The sequence below is a fragment of the Elusimicrobiota bacterium genome, from assembly GCA_016218575.1.
Taxonomy (GTDB): domain Bacteria; phylum Elusimicrobiota; class Elusimicrobia; order UBA1565; family UBA9628; genus JACRDN01.
Map to the genome: position 1 here is coordinate 1 of JACRDN010000001.1, position 20,080 is coordinate 20,080.

Annotated in this window: 14 protein-coding genes; 1 reads left to right on the forward strand and 13 read right to left on the reverse strand. The window is 64.1% G+C overall.

Features of this window, described 5'->3' with window-relative positions:
• Positions 1–236 precede the first annotated feature (236 nt).
• On the reverse strand, positions 237–1,106 hold the full coding sequence (locus HY921_00005; protein ID MBI5629253.1) for an NAD(+)/NADH kinase: 870 nt from the start codon (positions 1,104–1,106) through the stop codon (positions 237–239).
• Complete coding sequence (locus tag HY921_00010) at positions 1,087–2,889, reverse strand: ComEC family competence protein (protein ID MBI5629254.1); 1,803 nt, start codon at positions 2,887–2,889, stop codon at positions 1,087–1,089. The genes HY921_00005 and HY921_00010 overlap by 20 nt, the downstream gene beginning before the upstream one ends.
• A 66-nt stretch (positions 2,890–2,955) precedes the next feature.
• On the opposite strand from HY921_00010, the gene HY921_00015 reads away from it, so the two are divergent.
• Positions 2,956–4,401, forward strand: coding sequence for an anhydro-N-acetylmuramic acid kinase (locus HY921_00015; GenBank protein ID MBI5629255.1), 1,446 nt, complete (start codon positions 2,956–2,958; stop codon positions 4,399–4,401).
• Between the two features lies 1 nt (position 4,402).
• On the opposite strand, the gene HY921_00020 is transcribed toward HY921_00015, so the two are convergent.
• The 11 genes from HY921_00020 to HY921_00070 form a co-directional block, all read right to left on the reverse strand.
• Complete coding sequence (locus tag HY921_00020; GenBank protein MBI5629256.1) at positions 4,403–5,935, reverse strand: outer membrane beta-barrel protein; 1,533 nt, start codon at positions 5,933–5,935, stop codon at positions 4,403–4,405.
• A gap of 9 nt (positions 5,936–5,944) precedes the next feature.
• Positions 5,945–7,813, reverse strand: coding sequence for a polysaccharide biosynthesis protein (locus tag HY921_00025; protein MBI5629257.1), 1,869 nt, complete (start codon positions 7,811–7,813; stop codon positions 5,945–5,947).
• 18 nt (positions 7,814–7,831) lie between these two features.
• Complete coding sequence (locus HY921_00030) at positions 7,832–9,874, reverse strand: O-antigen ligase family protein (protein MBI5629258.1); 2,043 nt, start codon at positions 9,872–9,874, stop codon at positions 7,832–7,834.
• Positions 9,871–11,616: a polysaccharide biosynthesis tyrosine autokinase gene (locus HY921_00035; protein MBI5629259.1), complete on the reverse strand. Its 1,746-nt coding sequence runs from the start codon at positions 11,614–11,616 to the stop codon at positions 9,871–9,873. The genes HY921_00030 and HY921_00035 overlap by 4 nt, the downstream gene beginning before the upstream one ends.
• Positions 11,617–12,282, reverse strand: a complete 666-nt coding sequence (locus HY921_00040) for a polysaccharide biosynthesis/export family protein (protein MBI5629260.1) — start codon at positions 12,280–12,282, stop codon at positions 11,617–11,619.
• A gap of 70 nt (positions 12,283–12,352) precedes the next feature.
• A complete protein-coding gene (locus tag HY921_00045; protein MBI5629261.1) occupies positions 12,353–13,807 on the reverse strand; it encodes a UbiA family prenyltransferase in 1,455 nt (484 codons plus the stop codon).
• Complete coding sequence (locus HY921_00050) at positions 13,797–15,308, reverse strand: phospholipid carrier-dependent glycosyltransferase (protein ID MBI5629262.1); 1,512 nt, start codon at positions 15,306–15,308, stop codon at positions 13,797–13,799. Before HY921_00050 ends, HY921_00045 begins: the two co-directional genes overlap by 11 nt.
• A gap of 1 nt (position 15,309) precedes the next feature.
• Positions 15,310–17,175, reverse strand: coding sequence for an asparagine synthase (glutamine-hydrolyzing) (asnB, locus tag HY921_00055; protein MBI5629263.1), 1,866 nt, complete (start codon positions 17,173–17,175; stop codon positions 15,310–15,312).
• Positions 17,175–17,972 (reverse strand): methyltransferase domain-containing protein, encoded by a 798-nt coding sequence (locus HY921_00060; protein ID MBI5629264.1) that lies wholly within the window; start codon positions 17,970–17,972, stop codon positions 17,175–17,177. The genes asnB and HY921_00060 overlap by 1 nt, the downstream gene beginning before the upstream one ends.
• A complete protein-coding gene (locus HY921_00065; protein ID MBI5629265.1) occupies positions 17,960–18,985 on the reverse strand; it encodes a glycosyltransferase family 2 protein in 1,026 nt (341 codons plus the stop codon). Before HY921_00065 ends, HY921_00060 begins: the two co-directional genes overlap by 13 nt.
• On the reverse strand, positions 18,982–20,040 hold the full coding sequence (locus HY921_00070; GenBank protein ID MBI5629266.1) for a glycosyltransferase family 2 protein: 1,059 nt from the start codon (positions 20,038–20,040) through the stop codon (positions 18,982–18,984). The genes HY921_00065 and HY921_00070 overlap by 4 nt, the downstream gene beginning before the upstream one ends.
• Positions 20,041–20,080 lie beyond the last annotated feature (40 nt).

The window sequence follows — 20,080 nt, forward strand, 5'->3', positions numbered from 1 at the left end:
AGGCCCGAGCTTGAGGCGAGTTCGAGGCGCGACGAGGGAGCATAGCGGTAGCTATGTGACCGAGGAGCAACGAAGAAATCGGCCAAGCTCGGGCTTCCCCGAAGGGGCCGAGCGCTTTTGGGCTGCGACCGCGTCGCTCGTGGCTCAAATACCGCTGCGGGTGTGGTCGCTCCTTGCTCCTTGTCTCGCTCCAAAAGCGCTCGGCCAAATTGATCATATTATTACTTGACAGGGCCTTATCTCTCCCCCCACATGAGCTTGCGGCGCAAAACCTCGTAGTAGGAGCGCTTGGGGTTGAGCAGGAGCTTGAAGGGCTTCTCGTAGCGCGTGATTCGGACCTCATCTCCCACTTTGAGGGCGCAGCCCATCTGGCCGTCCAGAGAGAGCAGGACGCGCGGCGCCTCGTGGGCGCGCCGGGTGGTCAGGCGAATGACCAAGGGATCGGCCGCCGGAATGATGAGGGGCCTCTGGGTCAAGGTGTGGGGGCAAATGGGCGCAATCAGGAGAACCTCGAGGCGCGGGTCCACGATGGGGCCCGACGCGGCCAAGGCGTAGGCCGTGGAGCCCGTGGGGGTCGAAACGATGAGCCCGTCGCCGAAATAATCGGCCACGAAGCGGTCGTTGGAGCGGGTGCGAAGCGAAATGGCCCGAGCCTGGTCGCCGCAACGAATCACGCAGTCGTTCAAGGCGATGTACGGCCCGAATATCTTCTTGCCGTCGCGCAGGGCCTCGACCGCGATCATCCAGCGCTCCTCCAGAACGAAGCGGCCCTTGAGAATGGCATCGCAATGCCGGCGAAACTCCGAGGCGTCCGTGCTCGAGAGAAAACCCAGCCCCCCGGAATTGATGCCCAAAAGAGGTATGGAGTGGGGAGCCAGGATGCGGGCGGCGCGAAGCATGGTCCCGTCGCCTCCCAAGGCCACCGCGATGTCGGCCAAGCGCAGCCTTTCGCGGGGCGCGGCGGACTCCTGGATGACCCAAACCTTGACCTTGCGCTCCTTGAGGAGCTTCTGGACGACCTGCATCATCCGGACCGCCTCGGGCTTGGTCTGATTGTAGAAAAGCACCGCGGTCTTTATCGGCTGTTTATGGAAACGCGCCTGCAATTTGTGCTGTCCTCCCATCCGTGGCGACCTCTAAGGCATGACGCTTCAAATAAGGAGGGATTATACTATATTCGGCAAACCCCCTTCTCACGCGGGGCGGGTCAAACCCGAGGCAAATCCGCTTCTCGCAGGCCTCGAAGGCATCCGGGCGCGACTCATCGACGCGTTCGATCTGGAGATCCCGGAACAAGCGAAAAAATCCCTTGGGAAGCCTCGCTTCTTTCCTCAACACCACCAGGCGCTCGACACGGCGGATGCCGTAGGCGCGGCAGGCCGCCAGGACCGGCCCGGCCGGAGCCTGGGACAGCACCAGCCAATGCCGGCGCCCTTCCCAGGTGAGAAGCGCGGCCTGGGCCCGCGGCAGGCTCAAGTAGACCGCGCGCAAGGCCGGAGCCTTGAGCCGGCGCCAAGCCTGCGTCGCGGCGGCGGCCGCCAGACCCGCGCAGACCAGGGCCAGAGCGACCTTCCTGCGCGGCAGGACAAGAAACCCGCAAACCACGAGATAATAGGCCAGAATCGCGGGCCGGCTCATAGGCGAAAGGTCCACGGCCGCCCAAGGCCAGGAAGAAAACCAGAAGCAAGCGGCGATGAAAGCGCGCAGCATTCCATCTGTCGCCCAAATCAAGCCCTGGATGCCTGGCCCGGCGAAGAGGAAGGAAAACCCCCACAGCGAGAAGCCCGCGGCCATGAGGATCGCGGACGAAGGGATCAAAGCCAGGTTGGCCAAGGCCCCGACCAGAGAGCCCCGGCCGAAAGTGTTGCAAAAAATCGGCCAGAGCATGAGCTGGACGATGATGGTGATCGAGAAGACTCCTCGACGGGACGGCGGGGCCAGGAAAATCCCGGCCATGGCCGCGTAAGTCATCTGGAAGCCCGCTGAGAACAGGGCCCGCGGGTCGGCCAGGAGAATGGCCCAGGCCGAAAGCACCGTCGCCTGGAACGCCCCGGATTCGCGGTCCCAGATCATGCCCGCCCACAGGAACAAAAACCCGAGGTAGGCCCTAACGTAAGGAGGCTCGAGCCCCACCATGAGAAGATAAAAGCCGCCCGCCAAGGCGCAGAGGAGAAACCGAACGGCCAGCGCCAAGGAAAAGGGCGCCAGGAGCGCCGCTACGCCCGCCAGCACCAAGGCCACCTTGGCCCCGGAAGGCACCAGCAAATGCATGACCCCCGCGTCCTGGAAGGCGCGGTTGAGCTCCCGCGGCAGGGGGCCCTTATAGCCGAGGCATATCCCGGCCAGGACCCGGGCCCGCTCCTCTGGGAAACAGGCCTCGAAGCGGTCCTGCATGGAGCGCCGCGCCGCCTCAGCGGCGCGGAAAGGCCGCCAATACCAGGCGACGGGGCGGGGCTCGACCCAAAAATCCCGAGCCTCCATGATCCAGGCCACGCCCCGGTCCGACAGGAAGGATTTCTCATCGAACTCCCCCGGGTTGCGCGGGCTCCGCGGCCAGCGCAGACGGCCGCGGATGAAAACAGGCTGGCCGGGCCTCAGGTTCCGCCAGGCGGAATTTTCAGGCAAGTAAGCCAAAACTCTTTGCGGGAAAGGAACTTCCGTCCCAAGGGCCGGGCTAGCAGCCCGGCCCTTGATCAGCACTTTCACCCCGCGATGATCTTCCCTGACTGCGGAAATGACCGTGCCCGAAAGCGCGACCCCGGGAGTCCGGCGCAGGCTCGAAAGCTCGGCCGCGGGCGAGGTCTCGAAGAAACCGCGGGTTTTGAGCCAAGAAAGAAGGGCCGCGTAGAAAATCAGGGCGAGGAAAAGGGGGCGGCGCAAATAGGACAAGGGCATATCTAATATACGAGCGAGGGCCTGTTTTTGCTCCCTGCCTATTTATCCTATACTCATGTCATGGGGCGGGAAATCTTGGCCGTGGGGCTCATGTCGGGCACCTCGGCCGATGGGGTCACCGCAGCTTTGGTCCGCTTCTCCGGCCGCTCGGTCCAGGTCCTGCGCTGCCGCACCTTCCCCTATGCCCCCGCGCTCAAGGCCCGGGTGCTGACGGCCGCCGGTCTCAAGACCCCGGAGCTCTCCCGCCTCAACATGGAGCTCGGAGAGGCCTTCGCCCGCGCAGCGCTCATCATCAGCCGCGACGCGGGCCCCGTGGCCGTGATCGGCTCGCACGGCCAGACCGTGTGGCACGGGCCCAAGATGTCTCCTCCAAACACCTTGCAATTGGGCGAGCCCTCCGTCATCGCCGAGCGCCTAGGCATTTACGTCGTGGCTGACTTTAGGCCCCGCGACATGGCGGCGGGGGGAGAGGGGGCTCCCCTCATCCCGGCTTTCGACGAGTTCCTCTTCGCCGCCGGCCCCCTGCGCGCCCTGCAGAACATCGGGGGCATCGGCAACGTCTCCTTTGCGGGCGAAGGCCGGCTCTGGTCCGCCTTCGACACGGGCCCGGGCAACGGCCTCATGGATTTGGCCGCCCGCCTCGTTTCCGGCGGGCGGCTGGCCATGGACTCCGATGGAAAGCTCGCGGCCCAGGGAAGGCCGGACCTCAAAAAAGTGGAGGTTTTGCTCACCCACCCTTATTTCCGGGAAGCTCCCCCGAAGTCCCTGGACAAGGATTTCTTCGGCCTGGACTTCCTGCGCCGGCGCCTGGGCCCGCTGTCTTACCGGCGCCTTCCCGACATCATGGCCTCCCTGTCCCTGTTCACCGCCCGCTCCATCGCCCAGTCCTACCGCCTCTTCTCACCGCGGGGCCGGAAGATTGCCGAGGTCGTGGTGAGCGGGGGCGGGGCCAAGAACCCCGGGCTTATGAGGAACCTGCGCCTGGCCCTGAGCCCCCTCCCGGTCGTCGTCTCCGACCGCTACGGCCTGCCGGTGATGGCCAAGGAGGCGGCCGGGTTTGCCTGGATGGCCGTCAGGGCGATCCAAGGGAAGGTCAACCACTGCCCGGCCGCGACCGGGGCAAGGGGAAAACGAATACTAGGAAAGATCACTCCCGCCCTAGCGCTCTTAGCGGCTCTAGGGCTGCAGAGCTGTGTGGGCTACCCCCGCCCCTTCCTCGCGCGCAAGTCCGGCATCGCGGCCGTGGAGCCGGGGAAACCCCTGGCCCTCAAGGCCGCCATCGTCAAGTCCTGCGAGACCTTGCAGGGCGAGACCGAAACGGTCAAGAAATCAAAGGATGTCTCAACGGATGAGAAAGGGCGCTACTCCTTTTGGATCACGGGGCTTTCCTGGAACTGGACGAATTTCATCACCTTGTCGCGCTGCCGCTCTCGAGTTCAGCTCTACGTCTGCCGGCCTTTCTGCAAGGAGGTGGACGAGGTGGACCTCTCCATCCTCGGCAAGTAGCCTAAAAGGTGCCCTTGAGGCCCACGCTGTAGCGATCCACCTTGTAGTTGAACTGGGCCGTGAACAGGGAATGCCTTTGGACGTGGGAATAACTGGAGGTGAGGAAAAGCCGGGTCAACAGCGGGTATTGCGCGCCCACCTCGGCCTGGTAGAGGTCGTCGCGGCGATTTCCGAAAAGCCCCGAGGCCACCGAGGCGGGCTGGGTGAACTGGTCCACCTCTAAGGAGCCAGCTCCGAAGATGGACAGCCGCCGGTAGCGCCTATTCAAGCTCAGGCTCGCCCTGGTGCCGACGCTGCTGGCCCCGAACACCGCCACGTTGAAGCGCCGGTTCAATGAGAAGGAGGCGCTGGTCCTGCGGCTCATCTGGTAGTCCAAAGAGACCCCCGCCACCCACGTGCGCACGAGCTGCGTGCCGCCGGTCGAATTCTGCTCGCGGTAGTTGTAGCCTCCCTGGACCCGGCCGTTGATCTTCGGGGTGAGAACCCCGGAGATCCCGAGACCCAGGGCATGCCCCTTGGCGTCGGCAGGACGGCCGGCCGTGAAATGGGTGAGCTCCCGATGGTAATCCACGTAGACCTTGGTCCGGGGCTGGATCTTGACCCCGACGCTGCCGCCGAGGTTCAAGTCGTAATGGTTGAGAAGCGCGCCGCTGGCGGCTCCCACGAATTTATCGAGGCTGTGGCGCACATCGAGGGTGTACGCCAGCCCACGGCTTCTTTCCACCGCCAGTTCCAGGGACAAGGTGTTCTCCCAGCGCTGCTCCTGGTTGGTGAGCTCATTTGTCGGAGGCAAGGCCGTGTTCACGTATGCGTCCGAAATGTTGAGTGAAATATCGTGGCGCGGCTGGTAGCGGTAGCCGAGGCTCATGTTTTGCGAGGCGAAGCTCTTGCGGGTGATGCGGCCGTTATAATAAGTGCCTCCCAGGCCATAGGAGAAGGACAGGAGGTTCCAGCGCCCTAGGGGATAGCTCAGGGCAAACCCCAGGTCCCCCGTCGTGGTCCAGGAATCCATAGCACCGCCAGGCGTCAGGAAGACGTTGGTATCGTAAACCTGGGTCAAGCCGTAGCTCGTACTCAGCTTGAAGGGCCAGCGGCGGCCCTTCTGCCGCTTGCGGATCTCGACCAAGGTGGGCGGCGGGGCGGGCGGGGGCGGGCCCTCCAGGTCGGGGAAGGCGATCTCCTCGCCCGCCGCGTGATAAGTGACCACGTCGGGCTCCCAGAAGACCTTCGCGGCGCCGGTGATCACGGCGAGGACCGGCTTCTCCCCCACGAACGCGTAGGAGAGGGCGGTCCCGGCCTTGGCCTTTATGATCACAAGCCCGCTGCGCAAGGTCGCCTCTCCCGAGAACACCCGGAGCTGGGTGCCTGGGCTGATCGCGAAGGTCCCGGCGCCGGCGTCCACCGTGAGGTCATGACCGGACCAGCGCACACCGACCTCCCCGGTGACCCGGACAAGCTCCAAGACCGGCTCGCGCGAAGCCCAAGCGGGCGCGGCGCCAAGCAAAATCAGGAGGAACCAAGCCTGGGGCTTCATTTCCCCCGCTCAGCGCGACGAGGGCGTTTCATGGGAGGCGTGGGGCGTGAAGGTAGGGATGAGCTCGCGCAGGCGGCGCACGAGCTTGTCCGAGGCGCCGCCGGCGCATAGCTCCTCCAATTGCCTCATGGAGGACGCGAACTCCGCGAGGCCCAAGTTCTCGGAGCGCAGGATCATGATGTCGGGATGCTCCGACCCCGCGTAGCCGCTCGAATCCTCCAGCAGCTCCTCCTCGATTTTCTCGCCCTGCTTGAGGCCGGTGATCTCGATGTCCATGTCCTTGCCAAGCTCGAATCCGGACAAAGTGACGAGGTTCCTCGCCATGTCCATGATGCGCACGGGAGTCCCCATCTTGAGCACGAATATCTCCCCCCCGCGCGCCATCGCGGCGGCCTGGAGGATGAGCTGCACCGCCTCCTCCACCGTCATGAAAAAGCGCCTGGCCTCGGGGTGGGTGACGGTAAGCGGCCCCCCGCGGGAGATCTGCTCCTGGAATATATTGAGCACCGAGCCCGAGCTTCCCAGGACGTTGCCGAACCTCACGGAGTTAAAGCGCGTCTTTCCCTTCTTGAGGGCGAGGCTGTGGACCACGAGCTCGGCCGCGCGCTTGGTGGCCCCCATGATGCTCGAGGGCCGCACGGCCTTGTCGGTGGAGACCAGGACGAAGGCCTCGGCTTGATGGCGCTGGGCGGCGGCGGCCACGTAATAGGTCCCGAGCACGTTGTTGCCGACACCCTCCCCCACGTTGAACTCGAGCTGGTGCACGTGCTTGTGGGCCGCGGCGTGCAGGACCACCTGGGGCTTGTGCCGGGAAAACACCTGCTCGAGAAGCTTCTGGTCTCGGATGCTGCCCAGGATGGGAACGATCTCGGCGGAGCACTTCTTCTTGAGATCGCTCTCGGCGTAGAAAAGCCCCGTGGCGTTGATCTCCATGAGGAGTATCTTGGCCGGGGAGTATTGCGCCACCTGGCGGCAGAGCTCGGCCCCTATCGTCCCCCCGGAGCCGGTCACGAGGATGGTCTTGCCGTCGAGGAAGCGGGAAATCTTCGCCGAGTCGAGCTTGGCCACGCTGCGGTTGAGAAGATCGGCGGGCCTCACCCGCCTCAAGGCCAAGGAGGGGCCGGCGGGGCTCAGCATCTCCTCGAGGCTTGGGGCGATCTTGAGGTCCGGCCGGCGGCGCAGGCCCTGGAGTACATCGACCACGGAGCGCGCGATGTCTCCCCTCTGGGAGGTGATCGCTATGACGATCTCGTCTATATGGTAACGTTTGAGGAGATTCGGGATCAGCTTGAGCGCGCCCAAGACCGGATAGCCGTGTATGTTGAGCCCCCATTTAGCCGCGTCATCGTCCACGAAGCCCACCACCCGGTAGCGCAGCTCCGGCGTCTTGAGCATCTGCCGGAGCAGGCTCTCGCCCAAATCCCCGGCCCCAACGATCAGGACCTGCCGGTAGGGGCCGGAATAGAAGCGCGGCAGATTGAGGAAGGTCTTGCCCCAGCGGATCGCGAAGCGCAGCCCCCCCACCCCCATATAGGCGAGCAGGGGGTGCAGGATCAGGACCGAGCGCGGAAACTGCCCCTGGAGAACGAAAAGAATCAAGGCGCCGCTGCAAAGGGCCGAGAACGCGACCGCCTTGGTGATGTTGATGAGGTCCGAGAAGCTCGAGAAATAGTATATCCCGCGGTAAAGGGAGAAGAGCTTGAACCCCAGGAGATAGGCTCCCAGGACGAAGGGAGCGGTCCGGACCATGATGGCCCAGTTCTCGGGGTCGATGTTGAAATCGAAGCGCAGGAGGAAGGCGCACCAATACCCGCCCAGCACGATGAGAGCGTCCATGAAGAACACGCTCATGCGCTTGGGATTGGAGGTGATTTTCATCAGCGGGGAGTGCCCGAATTATAGCATAGGGATGATCTTTTTTAAGGAGAAGCGGCTCTCGAGGGCTAGGGCTTGGCCTGGCCTCAAGTAATAGCCTTTGCGGTAGAGCGTGAGTTCCTGCTTGACATCCCGGAAGCGCGAAAAAAGAGGCCTCCAAGCCCCCCCGAGCGCGGCCTGGGGCGCGCGCAGGTAGGAGTCCTCGCTCTTATTCTCAACCAAGACATAGTCGCGGCCGCGGTAGCGCCAACACCTCGCCTGAATGCCCTCGGGCCAAGGGAACGGGCTTACCTCTAGGACACGTCCCTCATGAGGAATGGGCCCCAGGCGGCGCGTGAGCTCCGCGGCTCCGGAGGGCTGGGCCTCGGGGGACTCCCCGGCGCGCGCCAGAATCTTGGCCAGACGAGCCTCCTGGCGCCGGAATACCAAGCTGAGGGGCTCCGCCTCAAGAGCCATGCGGGCCTGGGCGAGCGCTTGCCTCAGGTATTGCCTGCGCCTCGCCTTATCCTGTCGGGACAAATCCATGTAGGCCGCGGACAGGCGCAGGCGGTAATCCGGGCGAGGGTCCCAGCACAATGCCCGTTCCAAGAGAGCCGGGCGCGCGACCAGGGGCGCGGCCTGGGCCTCGAGCGCGTGGAGGGCCGCCAGGCCGGGAAGAGCGGCGAGGGCTCCACCTCCTAGGCCAATACCACAGAGAAAAAACTTCCAGAGCAACGCCCCTCCGCTCGCCGGCGGCCGTACACGGCCGCCGGCTTCCGGGCTCATGCAAGTTTCCGCGGCACCCATGAATCCCAGGAGAATCAGGAAAAGGGCTACGTTGGCGGGAATGGCCAGGCTGAAATCCAACAGCCCGTGAATGAGGCAGGCGGCGACAGCGGCCAGGGCCGCTCCCAACAGACAGCGCATCTCCATCGAGGCGCAGAATATCCAGCGACGCAGCATGAAACGCAAGAACGAGGACAATCCCGCTATGTAAAGCCCGAAGCCGATCGCTCCGGCCTCGATGAGGAGTTCGAGCCAATCGCTGTGGACATGAGCGGCGAGGCCCGCAACCCCGGGACTTTGGTAAAGGGGGAACGTCGCTCGGAAAGCCCCGAGCCCGGTCCCGAAAAAGGGATAGTCCATGAATAGCTCGAGCCCGCCCCGGTAAAGGGAGAACCGGGTCAGGACCGAGAAGTCCCAGGTCCCGGCTCTCACGCCGATCCAGGCCTTGGAAAAATAGGCCAGCCCCAGGAAACCGCAGGCCGCGACGCCAAGCGCCAGCCGTGAAGCCCGGCGCAGGCTTTCCCGCTCGATGAATTCCATGGATAAATAAGAGGCCAGACCCAACGCCGCGAGAAGAGAGATCGGGGCGCCGCGCGATCCCGTGGCGATGATCGCGGCTCCGATCAGGGAGAGAAGGCCCACGATCAGGGCCTTGTCGGCGGCTTCTCTGGCTCGCGCGCCGGGAAAGGGTGTTCGCCCCGGGGCTGCGATCCGCGCGGCCAAGAGCCCGCAGCCCATCAAGGCTGAGATCACGAGCATCCAGCCGGCGTGGTCGCGGTTGTAATACGGCCCGAAGGGCTTGTAGTCCTCGCTTACGGGACGCCAGCCGTAAATGGCGGAATTGCCATGGGACTGCTGCCACAAGCCGAGGCCGGACACCAGGGCCCCGGAGAGAAACAGGGCCCAGGCGAGTCCGCGCAGGCTCCTGCGGCTCTCGAAGGCCCGGGGCACGCTCCAGAGAATCGCCGCCCCCGCGGCCCATAGGACCAGGCTCTCGCGCGTGCCGTGGGCATAGGCCGTGAAGAGGAAGCTCGTCCGCGGGTCCACGGGAGAGCGGGCCTGGATCAGCTGCAGCCAGCCGAGCGCGCCAAACAGCAGGAAGGCGGGCAGGAAGGAGCGGTCAAGAAATCCCCGCCGCCCGCGCGGGCCGGAGAGGGCGCAAAAAAAAAGGCCCAGAAACGCCAGGATTTCGAGGAGGGCCAGGGGCAGGGGCTCGACGCAACCGAAAGCCAGGGGCCCGAGGAAGACGGCCGACAGCAGGCAGGCCCTCGACAGGAGGAGTGCGGTCCCCGGGATCATGCGGCCTTGTTTTCTTGGGGCTGGGTCTTGTAGTGGCGGTAGTAGTGATAGTTCCCGTAATAGCCGGTCTTGCGGGAAACCCCGTTGATCACGACGCCGAGGATCTTGGGAACACTTCCCTTCAGGATGTTGCAGGCCTTTCCGGCCAGACTCAAGTTCACGCTGCCAAAGCACGCCACGAACACCGCGGCGTCGGCCTCGCGGCCCCACAGCAGGGCGTCCGAAACCGGGAAAATCGGAGTGCCGTCTATGATGATGCGGTCGTAATAGGCCTGGGCCCACCCCATCAAGGCCTTGATCCCCGGGGTGCTCAGAAGCTCGAGGGGATTGGGGGGTATCTGGCCGCAGACCAGGACGTCCAAGTCGGGATTGTCCGTCTTCTGGACCAGCTCCGAGAGCTCGGCGGCATCCTTGCCGTGGGCCAGGAAATGCGTCAGCCCCCTCTCCGTGGAAAGACCGAAGGGCTTGTGCAGGTAGGGCCGCCTCATGTCCCCCTCGATGAGGAGGACCTTCTCCCCCACCAAGGTGAAGACGAACGCCAGATTGATCGCCAGGAATGACTTCCCCTCGCTTTGGTGGGTGCTCGTGATGAGGAGTCTCTTCATCTGCTGCCCGGCGGCCGCGAAGCCGATCATGGTCCTGATGTTCTTGATGGAGTCCGAGATGAAGGAATCCCGTGAGATCAGGAGCTGGCGGTAATCGTCGCCGGTGTCGCCCCGGAAGGCCGCGGATTTGGGCACGAAGCCGAGGAACGCCTGGCGCAGGACCTTCTCGACGTCCTCCTGGGAGTAAATGTTCCGGTCCATGTAGTCGAGCCCCAGCACCATGACGCAGCCGATGATGAGGCCCGCGAGGATGGCGCTCGTCATCATCTTCTTCTTGTTGGGCTTATACGGAGACTGCGGAACCTCGGCCAAGTCTATGATGCGGACGTTGTTGCTGATCATAAATCCCGAGAACTCGGCCTTCATGGACTCCACGTTCTTGCCGACTTCCTCCTCGATGCGCGCCTGGGTGGCCCTCATCTGAGACTTCAAGGCCACGATGTCGGGGTGCTGGGATGTGTAGCGCTGGGACAGCTCCTGGAGCCGGAACTTCAAGCCGTCGTAGTTGGAGTAAAGCTGCTGGACCACGGGGCTTTTGACCACCATGGGCAAGGTTTCGAGGCTTTTGGATTCCTCGCCGAAGCGCCCGAAGAAATTCTGGAGCATCTGCTTGGATATGAAGAGCTTGTCCTCCATGTTCTGCTTGACGTAGATCCCGGCGATGGCGTTGCTCACGCGCGCGGCCAGTTGGGGATCGTCGGAATCCACGGTGAGGTTGATCAGGCGCGTGGCCCGGATCGGGGTCACGGTCACAGCGCCTATAAGCTTGTCAAGGCCGTTGGGCTCGGCAAACTGCGGCGTGTTCATGAGGCCCAGGCTGTCGTAGGCCTTCTTGAGGAGGCTGCGGCTCTTGAGGAGCTTGAACTGGGTCTGATAATAGTCTTCGCCCGCGGTCTCGGATTTGACCGCCTCGTTGTAGCTGCGGGGGCTCACTTCCTTATCTATCAGGATGAGAGCCGTGGCCTGGTAGACCGGGATCATCTTCGAGGACTTCATCCCCATCCAGAAGCCCGACAGAAGGGCCGCGCAGAGCATGATCCAGGAGCGGCGCATCAGAAGGCTCGCGTAGTAGCTTATGTCGAAGCCCCCGGACCCGTCGGCCTCCTGGGAAGCGCTCGCCCCATCCTCGGTGATCATCTAGAAAAGCCTCTCGGGGACGTAAACGATGTCGTTGGGCTGGAGAATGATGTCCTTGCTTTGCTCCCCCTTCTTCATCACGGCGGCCATGTCCACGATGAAGGTATGATCGCTCCTGTCGACCTTGCGGATAACCCGGGTCCTGTTCAAGGCGGCGTACGGGGTGAATCCCCCGGCCATGGTGACCAGTTCCAGGATGGAAAGCGAGACTTCCGCCGAGAGAAGGTACGGGCCGGGCCTCTGCACCTCCCCCAAAATGTAAACCTGGCGGTTGGCGTACTCCTTGATGACGATGAACACTTCGGGATTCTTGAGGAATTTTCGGAGCTTGCGGCGCAGCATCCTCTCGGCCACGGAGGTATCCAAGCCCCCGATCTTGAGCCGGCCCAGGAGCGGGAAAACGATGGTGCCCTTGGGCCCCACGCGCACCACACGGTCCATGTCCTTCTCGCGGTAGAGGGTGATTTCGAGGAGATCTCCCGGGCTGATCTTATAGGAGCGCTCGCCCAGCTCCACCTTTTTGAGAAGACGGCTCAAGGCCGCGTCCTCCCGCTGGGAAGCAATGGCGGGGCCCTGGGCTGATTCGGATTCTCCCGTCGGAGGGGCGCTCGCGCAGGCGCCGTGGAATAGAAGCGCCGCGAGGAGAAAAAACCGCCGGAGACGCATATTGAGGAAGTGTAGGGGGAGCCCACTAAAAAATCAAGGCTTGATTTAACAAGCCTGTAACAAGGAACTCTTAACTCGCCCAGTAAAGGACCGTGGCGCCAGCCGCGGCGATGATCCAGCTCACCTGGTCGCGCAGGGCGAAAACGACCGGATCGTAGCTCATGCGCCGGCGGCTGGTGATGAACCAGACGCGCAGTATCCAATATAGGAGCAGGGGGCAGATGAGCCACAGGAGCTCGGGCTGGCGATAGAGGGGGCGCACGCTGGGGCTCTCGATGTAGAGCGCGAACACGAGGGCGGCCAGGCACCCGGAGACCACCCCCAAGTTGGACAGGAAGGAAATGTCCTGGGACTGATAGCCGCGCCCCGAGGCGCTTTCAGGGGATGCCGCGCGGAACATGAGCTCGGAAACTCTCTTGACCGTGGCCAGGCTCAGGAAAAGAAACATGGAGAACGAAAGCAGCCAGTTTGATATGGAAATCCCCGTGGCCGCCCCCCCGGCCAGGACCCTCAAAGTATAGAGGCCGGCCAAGCACAGGATGTCGGCGATGATGAGCCTCTTAAGGTAGAAAGAGTAAAGCGTGGTGAGGGCGCAGTAGAGGAGCAGAAAATCGAGGAAGCCCGCGGGCAGAAGCGCTCCCAGGCCCAAGCCCGCGGCCAGAAGAAGAGGCATGAGGGCGAGCCCCGCCTCAAGCGGCAAGTCCCCGTTCGCCAAGGGCCTGCCGCTTCGTTCAGGATGGCCCCGGTCGGCTCCTAGGTCCAGCAAATCATTCAGGAGATACACGCTCGAGGCCGTGAGGCTGAAGGCGGCAAAGGCCAGGGCCGCCTGGACCAGCTTCTCGATTCGAAATATCTGGTGGGAGCTCAAGAGGCCGGCCACAACCAGGATATTTTTAGGCCACTGGTGGACGCGGATGGCTTTCACGACGGCGGAGGCAAGCCCGCGGGAGCCGTCGGCTATCTTGAGAATGGGAATCCCCCCGAGCCGGCCCTCGAACCTTCGGCCTCCGTTGACCAGAATCGCGCCTTTGGCCAAGCGCCAGACCGGCAAGTCGTCGGCCGCGTTGCCCGCGTAGAGGAAGCCTTTTCCCCCGAAAAGGCCGCGCAAAAACCGCGCCTTCTCCGCCCCGACCAGGTTGACCTTCCCATCGGAGGCGTAAACCCCCGAGAACAGGTCCAAGCCGGCCGCCACGGCCTCGGCGAGGCTCTTGTCGGCCCCGGTGACTAGTACGAGGCGGCGGCCAAGATCGGCCTCTTGCCTCAAATAGGATAGGAGAGCCTGGTTGTATGGCAATTGCGCCACATTCAGCTCCGCATGACGGGCAAGTTCCTGCTTGAAGAAGGCCCTTCCCCGCGCCAGCCAAGCCGGAATCAGAAACAGGCGAGAGGGCCTACGATTCATGAGCCTGAGCAGGGCCTCGAACAGGGTGTCCGTCTTGACCACGGTCCCGTCCATGTCCACGCAGAGAGGCAGGCTTCTGTCTAGAAACCCCGCGGGCGTTCCCGTGGAGAATTCAACGGCCATGGGGTCGCACCGGAGCGTAGACCTTCCCCTTCGCGAATTCTTTCTTCAGAACGAATAGGGAGGATGCCGCAATCATCGATTCAGGAATCAGATTAGACCTCGAATCCCTCATCGCCGCGTAAACGATGATGCCGCCTTTCCCCAAGGATTTATGGAGGGCCGCGAGGATTTTTCCCGGATCGCCAAGGCGCTCCGGGAGATAGTGGCAGGGCCTGCCCGAGTAATAGAGGAGCACGTCCGCCGTGTTGCTGAATACCGGTCCCGCTCCGGCGAATGGCGGGGCGCCTTTCTTGGCGGCGATGATGATATCGGCTTGGCGCCATTTCTTGGCTCCGTACCCCACTCCCTGCGCGCGTAAGCGCAGATAGGCGACGTCCCGAGCGGTGTTGAGGGCGGGGAAAACGAGGAAAACCAGGGCCGCGGCGATCCGCGTCCGGAACCCGAAGCGCAGGCGCGCCCCGGCCAAGGCCGCGAGCGCCAGAACCGCCGGAAATATCGGAGCCAAATACCGGCTGTGCAGCCAGTCCACCTGGGCGGTGAGGAAAATAGCGGTCGTCAGGACGAGATAGGCCGGGATGAAGGCACTGTAGGGGCCGCCATGGAAGTCCCCCTCTTGGAGCCCGCCTTGGCTCCAAGTCCGGCCGAGAATCGCGAGAGCCCCCGCCAGCAGGCCCAGGAACAGGAACGCGGCCGCCCGCGCCGGGAGAAAAGAAGGCAAAAACCAATAGGCCAGGCTTGAAACCGCGTCCCACGCGGCTTTCGTCCAGGTGTAGACGCAGACCCCGCGGTGGCCCGTCATGGTGCCGGTGAGCCGCACGTTGCGCAGCAGCCACAACCCGAGCGGCAAAGAGGCGCTCGCCCCGAACAGGGCCGCGGAAGAAAGTCTGTGCCCGCGCCCTCCCACCCCCCCTGCCGCGATCGCCAAGACCCCGCAGGCGATCGCGGCCACTCCGATATAGCGGGTCATGGAAGCGGCCGCTATGGCCGCCGCCCCCGCCAACAGCCAAGAGAGCTTTCCCGTCAAGATGATCCTCTCCTGGCAGAAAAGCCCCAGCAGGAGGAAAAATAAAAAAGGAGGCTCCGAAAACACGGAGTCATGCACCAGGAACATGGCCGGGGAGACCGCCATGGCAGCCCCGGCCAGCGCGGCCGCGGACAGGCCCCGCCCCTGTCGGTGGACGATCCAAGCGAGAATCCAGGTATTGGAGAGGACGAAGGCCAGGTTGAGCCAGCGCGCCGCCGCCTCCATGCTCGCCCCGGGCCAGAGCGCGAGGAGGATGGGATAAATGGGAGGCCAGGTCGCCAAGGGCAGGGCCTGGGCCCGAGCGTCCCAGGGCAGGATGGACGAGGAGAATCCCAGGCCGGCCTTGAGATTAAGAGCGGCGGAAACGTAATAAGTGGAGTCGGGAGTGGCGCCGATGCCGCATAACGCGAAAGCCGCGGCCAACAGGAGAAGATGGGCCATGCCGGGCGCGGCCAGAGCCAGGGTTTTCTTGCCCATGTCAGCAGTCCATGGAGGCGTGCGCCAAAAGCCTGCGCGTCACCTGCTCCGCGCTCTCATGGAGGGAGAAAATCCTGCCGAACACCTCCACGGAGAGCAGTTTGGCCGCGAAGTAGGCGTTCCGGGCACAGGCCTCCTCGATCTCGGCCGAGGACAGCCTGAGAAGGCCCGCGACATAGCCCTGGGTAAAGCAGCCGGGGCGGACGCGCACGCTGCGGTGGCCGTACATGGGGAAACCGTTCTTGGACTTGAGCGCCAGCGCGCGGGGAATGACCCCGGCGGCCGCGCACCGCACCACGGCCTTGTCCAAGAGAAAAGGATGCCTCCAGTCGTGCAGCCTCCAGGTGCCCGACAGCTTCAGCTTGGCCGGCAGATTGACGGCCAGGCCGATCACCGCCTCATCGAGGAACGGAAATCTCGACTCCACGCTCGCCCACATCCCCATGCGGTCGTTGCGATGCAGGAGGGAGCGCAGGTGGCCGCCCAAAAGATGCAGGGCCTCGTATTGAAGCCTGGCCTGGCGCGGCGCCAGGAAGGGGAAGGCCTCGAGGGCCCGTTGAGGCCTGCGCTCGTGCTCGAAGCGGCGGGCCAGCCCCACCGCGAAATCGTCGGCCGTGCCTCCCGGGCCAGGAAGCACCAGCTCCCTTAAACGGGGGGAAACCCCGTAGATTTTCTCGAGAAGGCGCACGGGCAGCCTCAGCCATTTCATGCGGTGCTCGAGCACCGGCCGGGCATAACCCAGGAAGAGTTCATCAGAGCCCTCCCCCGTGAGAACGGGCTTGACCCCCTTTCCCCGGGCCAGGCGCGCCACCATCCCGAAGGGAATGGCGTTGGTGTGGGTCACTATGGGGCATTCGTAATGATAGGTCGCCTCGGCCCATTGGGACAGCATCATCTCGGGCGAAAAGGGAGCCTCGTGCAAGGGCCTTCCCAGACTCGCGCTCAGGGCCTTGGCGTCCTCGTACTCGGAATGCGCGCCCAGGACATTGGCGGTAAACAGGCTGATCCGGGGATCGTGCCGGGCCGCTAGGCCCGCGATGAGGCCTGAATCCACCCCCCCGCTCACGAAAGCCCCGACCGGGACGTCGCTCATGAGCATGGCCTTGACGCTGGCCTCAAGAGCCCGGGAAAACGTCGCGGCCGCCTCCCTCTCGGGCATGCGCTCCAGCTCCCTGTAGCGGCCCTCGTCCACCTCGGAGGCCGCGCTGTAATAGCGCCGGACCTCGGGAGCCGCCCCGGCGCGACAGACGAGGTAGGTGCCGGGCTCCACGTTATGGACATCCTTGAAAACCGTCTCGCGGCCAGAGGCCTCGGCCATGCCGCCCAGGGCGAGCAAAGCCTGCGTCGGGTCGGGCTCCACCGCCGCCGCCGCGGCCAGGGCCTTGACCTCGGAGGCCCAGTACAGGCCCGACTCGCGCAGGGTCCAGGCCAAGGGCTTGATCCCCACCCGGTCGCGGCAGAGGTACACGGTCTTGTCCCTGAGATCGCAGAAGGCGAAGGCGAACATCCCCTTGATCCGGCGCAACGTGGCCTCGACTCCGAACAGGGCCAGGCTCTCGAAGAGAGCGACCGTGTCGGAACCGCCGCGGCAGGTTATCCCCCTATGCTCCAGGTCCCGGCGCAGCTCCAGGTGATTGTAGATCTCCCCGTTGTAAACCAAGGCGTAGTTCTCGCTCACGAAGGGCTGGCGCCCCGTTTCGGAGAGATCAAGGATGGAGAGGCGGTTATGGGCCAAGCCCAGGTTCCCCCTGGAGAAAAATCCCCGCTGGTCGGGGCCCCGGTGGCGCTGCTTATCGGCCATGGCCCGCAAAAGCGCCTCGGAAACCGCCGCGCCGGGCTTAAGCAGGACTCCCGCGATGCCGCACATTATCTTGCGCCGCTCCTTTTGGTGCCAGGCACGCTTCGCGAGCCAGGCACCGCCCCGCCATATTTCTCCACTCCGCTCGGAGTCAGCGCCACCACCATGAGGCTGACCCCGCCCAAGGTCTTGCTCACGAGCCAAGGGCTTATCTTAGCCAACAAAGTCCGCAGGGGAAGAGCCAGGCGGGAGCGCCAGCGGCCGCGCCGCGCCGAGGGAGCCAGGAAATTGAGGGTATACTCGTAGTCCACCACGCGCAGGCCGGACAAGGTCAGGAGGTTGAGGGCCCAGGCCGCGTCCATGAAGAGGAGATGCCCGGGATTCTCCAGCTTTACCCTGAAGAGATCCCGGATCCCGACGTTGGCCGAGGCGTCGAGGGGTATATGGAACCCCAGGATGTCGCATCGCCCCGACATCCTGCCGATAAATCCCAAGGGATCAGAGACATGCTCGAACACGTCGAAAAGCGTGGCCAAGTCCACGCGCTCCCGGGACTGATCGAGCCCGCCATGGACCAGCTCCACCCCCTCCACATGCATCTCCCGGACATGGGGAGAGACGTCGTAGCCCTTGACGGATTTGAGGACTATCCCCTGACCCGCGAGAAGCCTCGCCACGTTCCGGGCCGCCGCTCCCGAGCCGCAGCCCACGTCCGCGTAGGAGTCCACGCGCAGGCCCCTGCGAGCCGCGACCCTTTTAAAGAGTTCGGCGAAGTTCCTCGCCTTGAACTCGGCGTCCTCCTCGTGGCGGCGCCTGTCTTCGAAGTAGCGGCCCGAGGAATATTCGGAATCTATCAATGGATCCATTTGAGCATATCCCCCGCCATCCGGCCCCATTGCCCCTCCAGAAAATTGCCGAGCAAATAAGGCCGGCTCAGGGCCAGCCTCTTCAAGGCCTTGGGCATGCCGGTGGAGCGATTCCAGGGCCCGCGCTCACCGCGAAGGCCCGCCCAAAGCCCATCGAGAGAGGCCTCCGCCTGGGCCGTCTGCCCGAAGCCCCGCAGGGTCCCGGCGTGCCTGATGTAGCGCCCGCAGTAGCGCAAAGAATACCCGAGTTTGCGCCGCAGGGGCAGGTAGCGCATCCAGAATGCGTAGCGGTTGCGCGTCACGTAATAGGAGTAATAAGGCGGCCGTTTTCGCGGCCACTCCTTGGAATTGCCCCGGTGCCAGACCTTGGCCCGCGGCTCCACCAGGCCGCGTAAGCCCGCCCTCCACACTTTCACGGAATAATCGTTGTCCTCGAAATAGCAGAAAAATCCCTCATCGAGGGCCCCGGCCTTCTCGACGGCGCGGCGGCTCAGGAGCGGCGCGGTTCCCGTGATGAAGGGGCAGCGCCCGGGATCGGCCTCCCAGGCCGCCCTTTGCGCGGCGTCGCGGGGCACCTCGAGCTTCTGCGCCTCGAAATTGATCCAGGCCCCGGAAAACAAGAGGTGCTCCCTCTCCTCGTGACGATAGATGGCCGGGGCGACCATGCCGGGCCTGGCGACGCGGCTGGCGGCCTCGACCAGAAGCGCCAGGCACTCGGGATGGGCCACGGCGTCGTTGTTGAGCAGCCACACGTACTCCGCCCCCGCCTCGAACGCTCGCCGGATGCCGACGTTGTTTCCCCCCGCGTACCCCAGGTTGGCCCCGTTCTCGATGAATTCCGCGCCGGGAAAGTCCCTCCTCAGCGCGGGCAGGGACCCGTCCTCAGAGCCGTTGTCGACGATCAAGACCTTGAAATTGGGGTACTCCAGCTCGCATACCGCGGACAGGCACTCGCGAATTTCCGCGAGCCGGTTCCAGTTGAGGACGACCACGCACACCTTGGGAGAAGTCACCGCGTGGGAGCCGCGGCCAGGCGCCCCGGCTCGGGCCTCCTGCCGAGGAGCAGGAAGTCCAGGCTCCCCTTGAGGAAGCCCAAACCGTACGCCCAATGGAGCAGGGCAAAGACGGCCATGAGGTCGAGAAAGCATACCACGCCCTGGCCCTTGGAAGCCCAGAGCGCGCAGGACAGGACCAGGAAGCCGTAAAGCGAGAGAAGAAGCCCGAGCAGAGCCCGCGCCGCCGGGAAATAAACCCCCAGCCCGGCCAAGAGGACGAGGCTCGCCAGGAAAAGGCCCGGCACGACTTGCCGCAAGGTCATGACGCGGCCGAGCTTGCGCGCGACCAAAGGCTTATAATAGCCATATTGATAATACATGCGCCAAAGCTTAAGGAACCCGTCCCGAGCGTAGTAATCGCATGAAAAATCCGGAATCAGCAGAATCCGGCCGCCGCTCTTGACGAGCCTCTGGTTGAACTCGTCGTCCTGATTCCGGACCAGCTCCTCATCGAACAACCCCAGGCGGTCGAATACTTTTTTAGGATAACAGCCGAAGGGAACCGTGTCAACCCAGCGCGGCTTGGAAATCCCGATGCGGTAATGCGCGTTTCCGACGGCGAAGGGATGGGCCAGACCCAGGGCGATGGCCCGGGCCTTGGGCGAGTCGTTGGCGGGGCGGATGACCCAAGGACATCCCACGTTGTCGGCCCCGCTCTTTACAAGCCAGTCCACCAGGCCTGCCATGTAGCATGGGGGATAAACCGAGTGCGCGTCCATGCGCATGATGACATCCCCGCGCGCGGCCTTGATGCCGACGTTCATGGCCGCCGGAGCCGTCCCGGCGGGATTGTCGAGCAGGCGGAGGCGCGGGTGGCACCGCGCGTATTCTTCGACCATCTCGCGCGTGCCGTCCCGGCTGAGCCCGTCCACCACCAAGATCTCCATGCGATCCGCGGGATAATCGTTGGCAAGGACCGAGTCGAGGCAGGCCTCGATGTAGGCGGCCTCGTCGCGGCAGGGAATCACGACGGAGAGGAAGGGCCGGGAACCGTGGTTTTGGGATTGGCTCATCTGCGAGTATTGCACGCTCCGCGTGCTAACTTATAAACTA

What these genes read in the sequence shown, in the direction of transcription:
- HY921_00015 (MBI5629255.1), top strand. Translation starts at nt 2,956, where the DNA reads ATGGGGCGGGAAATCTTGGCCGTGGGGCTCATGTCGGGCACCTCGGCC.
- HY921_00020 (MBI5629256.1), bottom strand. Translation starts at nt 5,935, where the DNA reads ATGAAGCCCCAGGCTTGGTTCCTCCTGATTTTGCTTGGCGCCGCGCCC.
- HY921_00025 (MBI5629257.1), bottom strand. Translation starts at nt 7,813, where the DNA reads ATGAAAATCACCTCCAATCCCAAGCGCATGAGCGTGTTCTTCATGGAC.
- HY921_00030 (MBI5629258.1), bottom strand. Translation starts at nt 9,874, where the DNA reads ATGATCCCGGGGACCGCACTCCTCCTGTCGAGGGCCTGCCTGCTGTCG.
- HY921_00035 (MBI5629259.1), bottom strand. Translation starts at nt 11,616, where the DNA reads ATGATCACCGAGGATGGGGCGAGCGCTTCCCAGGAGGCCGACGGGTCC.
- HY921_00040 (MBI5629260.1), bottom strand. Translation starts at nt 12,282, where the DNA reads ATGCGTCTCCGGCGGTTTTTTCTCCTCGCGGCGCTTCTATTCCACGGC.
- HY921_00045 (MBI5629261.1), bottom strand. Translation starts at nt 13,807, where the DNA reads ATGGCCGTTGAATTCTCCACGGGAACGCCCGCGGGGTTTCTAGACAGA.
- HY921_00050 (MBI5629262.1), bottom strand. Translation starts at nt 15,308, where the DNA reads ATGGGCAAGAAAACCCTGGCTCTGGCCGCGCCCGGCATGGCCCATCTT.
- asnB (MBI5629263.1), bottom strand. Translation starts at nt 17,175, where the DNA reads ATGTGCGGCATCGCGGGAGTCCTGCTTAAGCCCGGCGCGGCGGTTTCC.
- HY921_00060 (MBI5629264.1), bottom strand. Translation starts at nt 17,972, where the DNA reads ATGGATCCATTGATAGATTCCGAATATTCCTCGGGCCGCTACTTCGAA.
- HY921_00070 (MBI5629266.1), bottom strand. Translation starts at nt 20,040, where the DNA reads ATGAGCCAATCCCAAAACCACGGTTCCCGGCCCTTCCTCTCCGTCGTG.